Source organism: Paenibacillus dokdonensis, assembly GCF_004916975.1.
In the GTDB taxonomy this organism is placed as follows: Bacteria; Bacillota; Bacilli; order Paenibacillales; family Paenibacillaceae; genus Paenibacillus_AQ; species Paenibacillus_AQ dokdonensis.
Genome location: NZ_STGQ01000001.1, coordinates 2,461,073 through 2,473,337, shown reverse-complemented (window position 1 = coordinate 2,473,337; position 12,265 = coordinate 2,461,073). Strand labels below are relative to the sequence as shown.

General features: G+C 42.8%; 13 protein-coding genes and 2 pseudogenes. 1 reads left to right on the top strand and 14 read right to left on the bottom strand.

Annotated features, from left to right (window positions below):
- Positions 1-154: 154 nt before the first annotated feature.
- The 14 genes and pseudogenes from E6W40_RS29455 to E6W40_RS11355 form a co-directional block, all read right to left on the bottom strand.
- Positions 155-325, bottom strand: a complete 171-nt coding sequence (locus E6W40_RS29455) for a hypothetical protein (RefSeq protein WP_168928891.1) — start codon at positions 323-325, stop codon at positions 155-157.
- Positions 326-348: 23 nt separating this feature from the next.
- A complete protein-coding gene (locus E6W40_RS11410) occupies positions 349-540 on the bottom strand; it encodes an H-type small acid-soluble spore protein (RefSeq protein ID WP_136605576.1) in 192 nt (63 codons plus the stop codon).
- A 250-nt stretch (positions 541-790) separates the two neighbouring features.
- Positions 791-1,354, bottom strand: a complete 564-nt coding sequence (locus E6W40_RS11405) for a phosphoglycerate mutase family protein (RefSeq protein ID WP_136605575.1) — start codon at positions 1,352-1,354, stop codon at positions 791-793.
- Positions 1,355-1,861: 507 nt separating this feature from the next.
- Positions 1,862-2,722: an alpha/beta hydrolase gene (locus E6W40_RS11400; protein ID WP_136605574.1), complete on the bottom strand. Its 861-nt coding sequence runs from the start codon at positions 2,720-2,722 to the stop codon at positions 1,862-1,864.
- Positions 2,723-2,782: 60 nt separating this feature from the next.
- The gene (locus E6W40_RS11395) at positions 2,783-3,748 is read right to left on the bottom strand and encodes an ABC transporter substrate-binding protein (RefSeq protein ID WP_342774693.1); all 966 of its coding nucleotides are present in this window, start codon (positions 3,746-3,748) and stop codon (positions 2,783-2,785) included.
- Positions 3,749-3,798: 50 nt separating this feature from the next.
- Positions 3,799-4,089 (bottom strand): substrate-binding domain-containing protein, encoded by a 291-nt coding sequence (locus E6W40_RS30355; RefSeq protein ID WP_342774692.1) that lies wholly within the window; start codon positions 4,087-4,089, stop codon positions 3,799-3,801.
- Between the two features lie 15 nt (positions 4,090-4,104).
- Positions 4,105-5,016: a helix-turn-helix domain-containing protein gene (locus E6W40_RS11390; RefSeq protein WP_342774691.1), complete on the bottom strand. Its 912-nt coding sequence runs from the start codon at positions 5,014-5,016 to the stop codon at positions 4,105-4,107.
- A gap of 185 nt (positions 5,017-5,201) precedes the next feature.
- On the bottom strand, positions 5,202-5,801 hold the full coding sequence (locus tag E6W40_RS11385; protein ID WP_136605573.1) for a hypothetical protein: 600 nt from the start codon (positions 5,799-5,801) through the stop codon (positions 5,202-5,204).
- A gap of 415 nt (positions 5,802-6,216) precedes the next feature.
- The gene (locus E6W40_RS29730; protein WP_246073074.1) at positions 6,217-7,149 is read right to left on the bottom strand and encodes a DUF4822 domain-containing protein; all 933 of its coding nucleotides are present in this window, start codon (positions 7,147-7,149) and stop codon (positions 6,217-6,219) included.
- Between the two features lie 231 nt (positions 7,150-7,380).
- Positions 7,381-7,557 (bottom strand): annotated as a pseudogene (locus E6W40_RS30280) (S-layer homology domain-containing protein); the annotation flags it as partial.
- 167 nt (positions 7,558-7,724) lie between these two features.
- The gene (locus E6W40_RS11370; RefSeq protein WP_136605572.1) at positions 7,725-8,420 is read right to left on the bottom strand and encodes a response regulator transcription factor; all 696 of its coding nucleotides are present in this window, start codon (positions 8,418-8,420) and stop codon (positions 7,725-7,727) included.
- A 16-nt stretch (positions 8,421-8,436) separates the two neighbouring features.
- A complete protein-coding gene (locus E6W40_RS11365) occupies positions 8,437-9,900 on the bottom strand; it encodes a sensor histidine kinase (protein WP_136605571.1) in 1,464 nt (487 codons plus the stop codon).
- Positions 9,901-10,356: 456 nt separating this feature from the next.
- A pseudogene (locus E6W40_RS11360) lies at positions 10,357-10,599 on the bottom strand (HTH domain-containing protein); the annotation flags it as partial.
- Between the two features lie 385 nt (positions 10,600-10,984).
- Positions 10,985-11,374, bottom strand: a complete 390-nt coding sequence (locus E6W40_RS11355) for a MarR family winged helix-turn-helix transcriptional regulator (RefSeq protein ID WP_136605569.1) — start codon at positions 11,372-11,374, stop codon at positions 10,985-10,987.
- A gap of 103 nt (positions 11,375-11,477) precedes the next feature.
- Here E6W40_RS11355 and E6W40_RS11350 point away from each other — a divergent pair, with 103 nt between their 5' ends.
- Positions 11,478-11,696 (top strand): hypothetical protein, encoded by a 219-nt coding sequence (locus E6W40_RS11350; protein WP_136605568.1) that lies wholly within the window; start codon positions 11,478-11,480, stop codon positions 11,694-11,696.
- Positions 11,697-12,265 lie beyond the last annotated feature (569 nt).

Genomic DNA, 12,265 nt, shown 5'->3' with positions numbered 1-12,265 from the left:
AAGAAAAGAAACCGGCCACCGCCGGTTTCTTGATTTCACCCTGAATCGCAACCATGTTTTTTATATTTTGGGGTTGAAGCATGATAGTATGACGTCATCATTCTTCACATGTGAAAAGCACGCAGCAGGTTAATCTGTGCGCGCTTCCCTTTTATTACTTTTCCTCTAACTCATCCGGGACGTCGTATTTATTGATATGTGAGGTCATCGCAGCGACGGCATCGTCGACATTCGTCGTGGCAGGTTCCCGTCCGACCACGTCATCGGTCTCGTCATGAAAATTCAAACGATCCGCCTCGATTTCTTTCTGTTTATTTTTTTCCATTCTGGGCTTCTCCTCCCTTCTTATTACAATGTCAGTTCTTCTTCTGTTAACGAGTACAGTGGAACTTCCCACTCTTCTTCAGGTTTATTCAGCGCATAGATGCGCACCGTCTCACTCTGCTCATGCACATGCTGTATATAGATCGGTATCCCATCACACAGCACATTCGCCATTACGGGAGAGGACGCAATTTCTTGTGCTCTTTGAACATTCATGTAGAATGACATCCCTTTCTGAGTAGAGTTCGTCTTTACTATGCTCGAAGTAAATATCTGCTATTCATGCTTCTTACCAGCACAGTATATAAAAAACGGCTGCCTTACAGTAAGGATTGGTCCGGTATTATTTTTGAGTATGATTCCATTATTATGCCCCTTAGCTAAATAAACTGAGCAGGCTGTGACAGACTGCTCAACAATGTGTAGTATTCAACTATCGTTTCCCGTTAGCTTAGCGACCAACAGACTACAACTTCATTCGATATACCCCAGCCTCACCGAGAAAATCTTTTCGGGTCAATCCTTTTTCTCCAAGCAATATCCGATAATTCGTTATCGTGCCATCATGTGAAATAAAGAATATTTTATTATAGCTTTCCCCGATCCAATCTAATAACCGCTTAGCATATCCTTCAAAAATATCTTGTTCGATCCTATTAATCCCTTCTTTCCAGCAATCCAATTTGAAATCAAGAATTTCAGTATCTCCATACAGATTTGTGATTTCAGTATTAGAAAGGATGTGATCACATGCTAAAAAAGGAAGTTCGGGGTTCTGAGGAAACATTCTCGGACCAACAAATGGAGAAATAATGAAGTCCATACTATTTTTTATAATCGTTGCCGTCTCAATTGTACGTTTAGTTGGACTCACAAGAACTAAATCATCAGGATCAATATTAATTTCATTACGTAGCTGTGTTACTTGAAATTTGCCGTACTCTGTAAGACTGGGATGCGGGGTATTCAACTGATTTGGATAATCGTTGAGATGTTCTCCATGACCGTGCCGAATAAATATGAATTCCATTTTCCACCCTCCTAACATTAAATCCGATATTAGGTATTCTGTGATTGTATTGAGCAATCCTGCCCGTTAGGTGAATGATTAAATGCCCAATGCCACTCAGTCCCGTCACCAACAAAAGTATCGATGGTCGCTTCTTCCGAAAGATAAAGACGATACCCGCATTGCTCTGATCCAGGTGAGTGCAAATAGTATTCTGTGTAAGTTCGAAGAGCTTTTTTACTATTATACTTTTCATTTGAGTACCCTCCTGTTCTCGGACAAAAAAAGAGACCTATGATGCACACCTATCTAGTGTGTATTGGTCTCCTTGATCAAGTCCTGTGTTTATAAGCTAATGTTCTCAGCACTCTCCATCTTTGCTGATTTCTGCGAACAGCAAAGATAATAAATGTGATTCATAATGAGCTCATTATTTCGCTAATTGAAAGGGTCGCCTCCCCTATGCCATAGGCCGCACCTGTGATGAGGGCGACTTCTCCTCGATCCCCAAATATTTCATCACTACATTCAGTCTTGATGATCTGGATTCAGAACAAATCTCAGCGCACGGCTGACCAGAATCGGAAGTACAGACACATGGCCTTCATTCTCGAATTCTTTGTATTCCGCCTTCACGCCAATGTCCACCGGGATATCTGTCAATCGTTCCGTCAACGACCGCGCACGATCACTATTGCGGCATTCATGTGATTTTTCCAGTTCTCCTACGCCGAAGAGCACCCTCGCATGAACAGGTTTCTCTTTGGCCTGGGCGACAAAATTCCGCTCCAGCTCCAACATATATTCTTGATTCCAGTGCAGGGACGGGCTGCCCGCAATGTAATACTGAAAGGATTCAGGCTTGCTGAAAAGCGCATACAAAGTAAACAGACCGCCAAGAGAATGCCCGAACAGCGTCTGCCGCCTGCGGTCAATCGGGAATTCGCTTTCGATTTGCGGCTTCAGTTCTTTTTCGATAAATTGTAGGAAAGCCTCCGCTCCGCCTTGCTCGGGTTCCGGCACTCCAGCGGAGAGCTTCCGGAATTCCTTGGACGGTATAGGTGTGAGGTCGTAAAATCGTTCCGGTGGATACGGATCGTTCGTCTCATATCCAATCCCGACGACAATCGCAGGCATGACCCCCGACTTATCCGGCCTGCGGCACTGCAATCGCAGCGCTTCAACCATCGTGCCGAACACGGAATTGCCGTCCAGCAAATAGATAACCGGATAGCCGTCTGGCGGGGGATCTCCTACAGGACGTGCAGCCATGATCCGATAGGTGCGCCGCTCGAGGTGTGATTGAATTGTCCATTGCTCTGTATTCGGAATATCCACCTTGCGGCGCGAATAGTAGGTAAGCGTTTGAGTTGGTATCGTCTGTTCCATAAATAACCTCCTAATTCGTCAAAAACCGTACTACATCGTCGATGATTTTTTCATAAGCAATCAAACCGCTTCCAAGCCAATAGCCGTTGTCGACTTCATAAACATGTCCCTGCTGACGGCAGGCATGCTTTTCCAAATCGGACTATCCATCATCACACGGTCTCCCCCTTGATTGATGGCGAATATATAGTCGGCATCTATTTGAGGAAGAATCTCCAACGAAAGATTTGCACTGTTCGCATCCCCGATCAGTGTTGTTTTGCCTAGTCCCAGTTCCTTATGAAGCAGATACCCGGCCAAATAGTTCCCACCCATCAAATTGACCCCTTTGGGAGCGAAGCGTATAATCGCAACCTTTTTATTCTCTGTAATCTTACTCAGCTTCACCTTGGCGTCCTTAATTTTTTCTCGATAGGCCTGCAATGCCGTATCAGCTTCGGCAGACTTGCCTAGCAGTTCCCCAATCGTCTTAAGCGACTTCTCGGTATTCCCGGAAGCATTTTTGAAAACGTAGGTCGGCGCAATCTTCGCATAACTTTCATAGGCTCCGTTTGCAGCGAAAGTCTCCGTATGCAAAATAATAATGTCAGGTTCATATGACATGACCGCCTCTGGCGAAGGCATGCCTGATGCAAAATCAAGAACCGGTACATCGTCCAGTTCGCTCAGCCAGTCAACATGTCCATCATGAACGTTGGAATATCGCGCAACAGGAACTATACCCAACTTCAACAGAGATTCTTCCAAATATGGGGCAATTACGTTCTTAGGTGTAGCGGGTAGCTTGACCTTGTGACCAAGCTCATCCGTTACGATCCGCTCTTCGATCGCTTCAACGCTGTTCCCTTTGGTGCCTTCGGCAGATGCTTTGTCTTCTCCAATCGGATTTTTCTGTTCGGACGCGGCATACCCCTCCTCAGTCTTGGAGCCGCATCCGGCCAGCAAGCCCCCTAGTATTACACAACTCAATAGAATCGAAAACAGAGTCTTCAATCCTTTATCCCTTTTGGCCCAAAGTCTTAACATGATATATCCTCCTTGAATGATAATGATTCTCAATCGACTTTGAGTATAACTTATTTAGTCAAAGATTCACCATAGCCATAATCCAGATATTCATTTGGACAATATCCTGTAAATAAAAGCAAGGCTTCGTCCAGCATCCGTGCAATCGCTACAGATGAATACTCAAACCAAGGATCGGCGCTGATCATATATACATGACCGTTCTGCACGGCCTGAAGCTGCTTCCACCCGGCAGAATGCTGCAATGTCAGCCAGTATTTACGCGTTGTAGCCTCCGGGCATACAATCAACATAATCCGATCTGCGTTTAGCTCCTGCAGTTCTTGTAGTGTAATAGACAATTGGCTTTGCAGCTCTCAGCTGCAAGCTGCTTGGAGATTCAAATCCTCGTACAATACCTCCTCCAAACCTCGATTCTGATATACGAACAGTTGTGTCTGGTAAATCCTTAATACCATAATACGATCGTCGCCCAGCACATTTTCAATTTGATTCCTCGCAAATTGAACTTTGCTTTCATAATTGCGAATCCATTGCCTTGCGTTGTTTTCTTTGTCTAAATAATTAGCAATATCAAGCAGTTGATCTCTCCAACCTTTTTTGACTGACATGCAATGAACCGGAGCAATCGAATTCAGCCTGCTGATCTCTCCGATCTGAAGGTGATCCGACCCGATGATAACATCGGGTCGCGCTTGGCTAAGCTTGTTCAGATTGATGTCAAACGCTATTTTGTGATAAGGGTTAGTGAGAGTAAGATGTGATTTAATTTTATTGCTGTAGAGGTTGTAATAATACGGACTCCATTTAGGATCAAGAGGTGCGGCCTCCGGAATGATGTTAAGCGCAAGCAAATGGCCGATGGCAGGGGAGGAACATGCTGCGAGGCGTTTCGTAGTATTTTTCGCAAAATCGGTAGGGGACATACCCACTTCCTTTTTGAATTTGCGGCTAAAATAAAACTCATCCTTGTATCCTACCTTCTTCGCAATATCCCTCAGTCGCTCATCTGATTCGGCCAAATACCGCTTGGCGTGACGAATGCGCACGTCCGTTAAATATTCCATCGCGCTTTGACCGAATGTTTTTTTGAATAAATCCACGAAATATTTGGGGCTAATATTGACCATCTTCGCTAATTGTCCAATGGATACCGGTTCATCATAATGGCTTTCCATAAATGCTTTGATATCCTGTAAATCAGTCTTATGCATGCGACCCGCGGAAATTGAGCCGTTGTTTTTATGTAGTGGTTCTATTGCATTCACAGTAACCATCTCCCTTTGTATGTATGAATAACAAAACAAAATGCTGATAACGATTATCATTATCAGCATTTTGTTAAAACTAGTATACTTTTATAGTAAGATCAAGTCCAATTATATTTATGATATCCGCTTGTCTTTTTCCTTCCATAATGAATGACATTTCACTGGCGATGATATTTGAATAACTATTTTGAATTTCCTGGTGGTATCTTCAACTCTAAATAGTTCATGTTATAATCTTCTCCTGAAAAATTCATCACGCCAGAAAATCCATTTAATTCCCACTTTCCATTTTTGTTTGGAGTAAAAATGTATTCTCTTTTCCAATCCTTTAACTTCTCGTCATCACCAACATATTCTTCCTTAATGCTTAATCTGGTTTGATTAAAAAACTCATTCTCGAAGTAACTTTTATAAATGACCGCATTTGTTATACTTATTCCTTTATGAAAGACAGTTGGGTAGAGTGTATTCTGTTGTACATACATATCTGACTCGGGATCGGAATCCATATTATTGATAAATAATATAGATAGAATATCCTTAACATGGTCCCCAAACTCTTCGGTAAAAGATTTCTCTAATTCCCCATACTCCAGTTTTGACACCTTTTCTCTCAACGCTAAATCAATGATCATTTTTTCTTTCTTCTCAACCATTTCAATGGCAGTGTTTATGTCGAAATCAATTGTTTCTTCTTTTATTGGCTTTAATTGTTCTGAAGATTGACAAGCCGATAAAAACAAAATAATCATAATAAGTACAAATGAGTAGAATCTCCTCATAATTAGCTACTCTCCCCTATAAATACACTCTTTTTCTAATGTATATAAATTATTATCAAACATGAAACCAAAAAGCCGTTCCTCATGCAGCTCCTATTGTCGGTCCATAAGCCATGTCTTTGTTTTATGTTCCTCTTCTGCGCTTAGGTTCCCCCCTCACCAATTAATTTCCGTAAAATACTAATTCCATAATAACCCATTTTTCATGATACACTGCCCATTCGTTTAAAAAAGACAGCCGGTCTTTTTGATCGGCTGTCTTTAAATGTCTGTTATGAACCATCGTTACCCATTAGCGTAATCTTTTTTCGGTAATTTTTTTGTTGTTTGTTAATAGGATAGAAAAAAACAGCCTAGAACATTCCAGGCTGTTTTCGTCTTGTCACGATCTACAAGTTCATCGTAATCGATGTTTTTAAAAAGTGAATGTTGGATTGAAATTACCTTCATAAGGCTCATGTTCAACGAATACGGTTATATCTTTGCCGTCTTTGTCTTTACCCGTTCTTTTATACGTAAATTTATTATGATTAAGCTCTGTAAGTTCAACGGCGATACCATACTTGTTTTTTCCAATGGAAACATGGGCTCTTATTTTATTTTCGTGTACAATATCGAAGTAACCATAATCACCACGGCTTTCGCCTGTTTTAACATTGAAAAACTCATATTTATTAGACTTGTCGTCAAATTTTGCCAGACTTATAAAATTGGAATTATACTCTGTTACATCATTGCCTTTCTCATCCAATACCTTTGTTCCGTGCCAAAGGGTGCTGCCTAAAATTTGATCTCCATCAACGGTTTTATTAATATCTCCTGTAGTAGCATTCAACTGCTTGTCCGAATCAGTAAAAGCAAGCTTTTTTCCTTGATATGGAACATGTTCGACAAATACCTCTACATCGTTGCCCTGAGCATCTTTCCCCATTCTTTTATATGTGAAAACATTTTTATTTAGTATTGTCATGTCAACAACAGCTTGATAATTCATTGATTCTGAAATTAATATTCTCTTTTCCCCGTCATTCGTAATAAAGAATGTCCCTCTATCGCCACGACTTTCACCAGTTTTAGCATCGAAGAATTCATATCTTCCTGATTTTACATCATATTTCGCCAGACCGATGAAGTTTGCATTTTCATTGGTCAAGTCGTTGTTATCTTTGTCGTATACTCTTGTACCTTGCCAATCTGTGCTGCTAAGAATGTCAGCCATTTCCTGACCTTGTGTGATCCTAACATTTGGTGAAAGAATCGCTTGATATGCCGTGTTCAGCAGATATGCCACTTGACCGCGTGTTGCTTTGCCTCCTTCGACATAAAAGTGTTCCGCCCAGGAATTCACGGATTTTACGTCGAGATGAAGCGCTTTGGCTGTGATTTGTACCAGCTCGGCATCCGACACCGTGCCACGCGGATCAAAACGTCCGTCTTTTGCCTGCATAATATCTTGTCCTACCACCTCGGCGGCGTAATGATAATACCATGCCTGCGGATGAATATCGGTGATGCTTGCAGTCGTTTGGGCTTTGCCCTGTAGGTTGAAGGTCGTAACGATCATTTTTGCCAATTCTGCACGGGTAATCTGATTTTGAACGGCCATCGAGCCGTTTTCATAACCTTGCATGACATGAAGCTGAGTGAGCGAGCTTACCGCCTGCTGGATCTCTTCTGCAGAAAGTTTTACGGAAGCAGCCTCCGCATGCAGCGCATTAAATGGAAGGGCCGTTGCTCCCAGCGCCGCCACAAGCATGAATGCTGCCAATTTCGTAGAATATTTATTCATAGGTGTTATCCTCCTTAATGATCAACGAGCAAGTTCGTTGTTTGTCATAACTCTATAATAAAGGAGACTCCTAAACTCCCAAGAAACAAGGGATAAAAAGATTCGAAAAATTATATTAACAATTCCTAAAAATATCAGACGGTGAAGCGGTAGCCTGCACCCCATACTGTCTCGATGTACTGCGGATTGGAGGGATCAATTTCGATTTTTTCCCGCAGCTTGCGGACATGAACGGTGACCGTCGCGATATCTCCGCTCGAATCCATGCCCCAGATCCGCTCGAAAAGTTCGTTTTTGCTGAAGACGCGGTTCGGATGGCTTGCCAAAAATTTCAGCAGATTGAATTCTCGTGTCGTAAAGATCACCTCTTGATTGCGTACATGCACCCTCCGGGCAGTTTGATCAATGACCAGGCCGCGGATCTGGATCTCGGATTTCTGTGCATGCTGCTGCCTTGCCAAAAGCCGTTCGTATCTCGTCAGATGAGCTTTGGCCCGGGCAACCAGTTCGCTGGGACTAAAGGGCTTCGTAATGTAATCGTCAGCGCCAAGATTAAATGCACGGATTTTATCGATTTCTTCTTTTTTTGCCGAAACGATCAGAATCGGAACTTCCTTGGCCTGTCTGATTTGGCTGCATAAGTCAAAGCCGTTCATGCCGGGAAGCTGCAGGTCGATGATCACAAGATCGTAGTCGCTGTGAAGAGCAAGCTCCAACCCTTCAGTTCCTGAATGGCATAAATCAACACTAAAACTGTTCAGTTCAAAATAATCCCGCTCCAGCTGGGCAATTGTCGTTTCGTCTTCAATGATGAGAATGCGCGTCGTCATGCTTATTATCCCTCCTTTATAGGCTTGTTGTTCGTTTCAGGGTGAAAAATAGGCTCGTACCGGCTCCCGGTTCACTTTCCGCCCAAATACGACCGCCATGTTCTGCGATGATCTGACTGGCGATCGCAAGTCCCAGCCCGCTCCCGCCCGTCGCTGAATTGCGAGACCGTTCTGCACGGTATAAACGTTCGAAAATATGCGGCATATCCTCACGTGAGATTCCCATTCCATTGTCCTTGATTTCGACTGTGACCCATGTTGCGGTAGTTTGCACAGAGACATGAATGAATTTGTACTGTTTATCCATAAAATTTTGGGCATTTTCAATGATATTGAGTACGGTACGTTTTAATTTTTCAAGATCAGCAATGACCTGGAGGCTTTGATGAGGGCGTTTGTCCCACTTAAGCTCAATAGCCTTTTCCTCCATGACATAGTGCAATTCGTCAATGCAATCGTCCAGGAAATTAACAATATCGACATGCTCATACATAAACGGAACCTGTCTTAGATCAAGTTTCGAATAAAGGAACAGCTCGTCAACGAGTTTATCCAAATCGGCGGCTTTGGAATAAATAATGTTTACATACTTGTCCATCTTCTCCGGCGTGTCTGCGACCCCATCACGTATGCCTTCAATGTAACCTTTGATGTTCGTGATTGGCGTTCGCAAATCATGTGAGATGTTCGAAATCAATTCCTTCCGATTCTCTTCATCCTGCAGTCTGAGCTGGACAGACTCCTGAAGCCTTTGCCGCATATTCTCGAATGCCTCGTTCAGTTGACCGATTTCGTCCCTGGAATCCAGATCAAGCGAGAACTGAAGGTTGCCCTCCTGAATATGCTCAGCTGAGTTTCGCAGCAAATGAAGCGGTTTAACGACGCTCCTGGTGATCCAACGGTATAAAAGCATATTCGCAATGACGATTAGACCGATGAGAACAAGAATAATAATCGGAAACAATCTGCGCGTTACTTCGCCAAATGGACTTCGTTCGCGAATGACAAAGACGCTCCCTTTCTCACCATCGGAATACAGGAAATCGAACTTGGCATAAGCATAAAACCTCTCCCCGATATTAAACGTGCTGCGGATCTGATTGTTGTTCAAATCATAAAGAGGCAGATGCTGCCTGAGTTCGGGCTGGTTAAACGTATGCGACTCGAATACCTGGGAGTCTTCACGGCGCACATATAGACCGGCACGGACCGTTTTAAGCTTGAAGTCGTAGTCCTGCAAAAGTTGGTTATTCTGAAGCTGATCCGGCTCGTTTTTTGCAAGATATTTGAGTTCCAGAAATATGGACTCTTCCTGCTCGGTCAACGGATTGAGCTGATAATGGACATTATAGAAATCCCGAAAGCTGTGAATATCGCCCGTAGCCGCGATGGTGAACAGACTGGCGGTCAGGATAAATACGAGCAAGCTGATGACCAGCATCCCCGTATAAGACAGCAATAATTTAATCCGTATAGACACCGTATACTCACTCCTGAGATTGAAAATAGGTTTGAATTCGTTCCATGAAAATTTTGGCGGCTTGGCTCAAATATCGGTCCGAGCGGTAGATGATCTCCAGGCTGCGGCTTAGCGAGGCGCTGTTGATTCTTGAGCTATAGAGGGGAGCTCATCCCCCCTCCCAAACGTTTAGTTTCGAGAAAGTTGATATTTGGAAAAGGTGGGTGATGGATGCATTGCGGAGTATGCAGGTAATCGGGGTTTTCGTTTGCCTGAAGGAAAACTTATAAATTAATGAATGAAATGGCACTTGAAGCTTTATTACAAGTAACAAATGGGGAATCACAAGGAATTGGGGTGATTTTCACAACTTCATAGAAGAAGGGCAGCACCAAAGCCAAATGGCAAAACAGCTGCTTGAAAAAGTTTTATGGCTGCTTCTCGAGCTCAAAACATTTATAATACCGACTTCGTCTTCTTCCAACGGCCCGCACTTTGCTTTACCCGATTTATACCAATGATGTTCACATCAAAACCATGCGTCTCGAAAATCTCTTTAGGTGTTTTCCCCATCATATACTGATCGATAAACAGCCGCTTGAACTCATCTGAGTACGTGATTGATTTTTCGCTAATTCGAATAACGTATCTGTTCTTTGAAAGTTTTTCACACTCTTCTTTGCTGATTAGCTTTTCGGTCACGCCTGATGATCCCTCCATTTCTAAATACCATTTACATATTAAAAAAGTGCCCGCGGCAGCTTCTCAACTTTTCTCCCCCTCTGTCAATATCATTATCCAATTTTCAGCATGAACGGCGATAGATCGATTTCCTACTATCGATTCAGTATTGATATACTATCATGAATGATTACTATCTGGAAAATATATAAACAATAAGTTATACTAAGGATTTTCATATATAAAAATATCCAATTATTTGAAAACCAATACATCAAACCTCTTTCTACACAAAAGCACCCTCAAGCAATTGAAAACTTGAGGGTGCTTTTGTGTACCGATGATCAATGATGAATAACGATATTTTCCTATTTTCCGGTAGATACGCTGTGTTGCTCCTTTTGTAGGGTTGCATTTCTCTGTATTAAGGGAACTTGAAATCAAGACTCTCCAGCTGCATCAGATGCACAGCAGACAGTTTCCTGAGAAAATCCATTCCTTTCTCTGTTAAGGCAATGTGAATACTGCGAGCATCTTCCAAGTTCACCCGGCGGATAATCAATCCTACATGGACACACCGAGAGACAAGGCCGACACAGGCATGGTGCGTGATTTGCAGTTTTTCAGCCGCCTCGGCGATCGTCACAAAATCCCGGCCCGGGAACCCCTGTATCGTAAGCATCAGCTGATGTTGCTGAGGGGTCAGCCCGATGTTCCTAGCGGCATTTTCGCTGAAATGGATAAACTTGCGTAATCTGTACCTGAATTCAGCTAACTGCTCGTACACGGCTTTCGGCAGATTTTCATGAGTCATGAATAGGACCTCCTTCACATATTTATATCGCAATACGATATGATTGGGATCGTCGTTCCCGATTGTCGGGCATCCCATTCGTCATGAAAGCGAGGCGAAAACGTTGATCAAATCCGGATCGATCTGGAAATCCTTAATGTTTGGACTGTTATATGCCGTGTTGGCCATCGGCCTACTCCCATTTATCGTTGTCTACAATCTAACCGAACTGTCTGGGGTATCCGAATCATATGAATGGGTGGGAATCGCACCGCTTTATATTTTCTCCCGGCGCAAAAAACGAACCGAAACGGTGACCCCACTTCATAACGAAGTGGAGTAGACCTGTTGTATCCGCCACATACTAATCAGATATCTCATCCTTATACCGAAGTGTCCTTGTTTCGAACCCTACCACACCAAGCAGATGTTCTATTTCCCAGTTGGTAATAATAACTGCGTTGTTCTTATATATGAGCCTGTCTATGTCAGAATACCGGTAAAGTATAAATTTGGTTTTTATTGAGGTAATTGTTGTTTTTAATTATTATTTTGCGGGGAATTCTTATGACTTCTCTGTACTCATGAACTCTCAATGGCTTAAGGCCCGTACGCGCCGGGTCGTACGGACTTAGCCAGTGCAGGGTTGTCTGCCTGATTCCACTTTCCCGAAATTCCTCTGGCGATCAAGGGTTGACGAAGTCGGACCGCCGCATGAATGCTGTGTTATACGACGATCTACGCTTCAAAGAATTTGCATTCAATTATCTATCTAGTTGCTCTTCTTAGTTCATCTTCGTACATTATTAAATTGTCCTGCACCAAACCGCTTCATTGTATTCAAAGCTTATTATCCAATTATTGTGTATGCTTTTATGTTGACATCGCTTTCATTAAGGATATAATATAAAC

Excerpts from the sequence above, each read along its gene's own strand:
- E6W40_RS11405 (WP_136605575.1), bottom strand. The coding sequence starts at position 1,354 with ATGGAATTCATATTTATTCGGCACGGTCATGGAGAACATCTCAACGAT.
- E6W40_RS11395 (WP_342774693.1), bottom strand. The coding sequence starts at position 3,748 with ATGTTAAGACTTTGGGCCAAAAGGGATAAAGGATTGAAGACTCTGTTT.
- E6W40_RS11410 (WP_136605576.1), bottom strand. The coding sequence starts at position 540 with ATGAATGTTCAAAGAGCACAAGAAATTGCGTCCTCTCCCGTAATGGCG.
- E6W40_RS29455 (WP_168928891.1), bottom strand. The coding sequence starts at position 325 with ATGGAAAAAAATAAACAGAAAGAAATCGAGGCGGATCGTTTGAATTTT.
- E6W40_RS11400 (WP_136605574.1), bottom strand. The coding sequence starts at position 2,722 with ATGGAACAGACGATACCAACTCAAACGCTTACCTACTATTCGCGCCGC.
- E6W40_RS11385 (WP_136605573.1), bottom strand. The coding sequence starts at position 5,801 with ATGAGGAGATTCTACTCATTTGTACTTATTATGATTATTTTGTTTTTA.
- E6W40_RS11370 (WP_136605572.1), bottom strand. The coding sequence starts at position 8,420 with ATGACGACGCGCATTCTCATCATTGAAGACGAAACGACAATTGCCCAG.
- E6W40_RS11355 (WP_136605569.1), bottom strand. The coding sequence starts at position 11,374 with ATGACTCATGAAAATCTGCCGAAAGCCGTGTACGAGCAGTTAGCTGAA.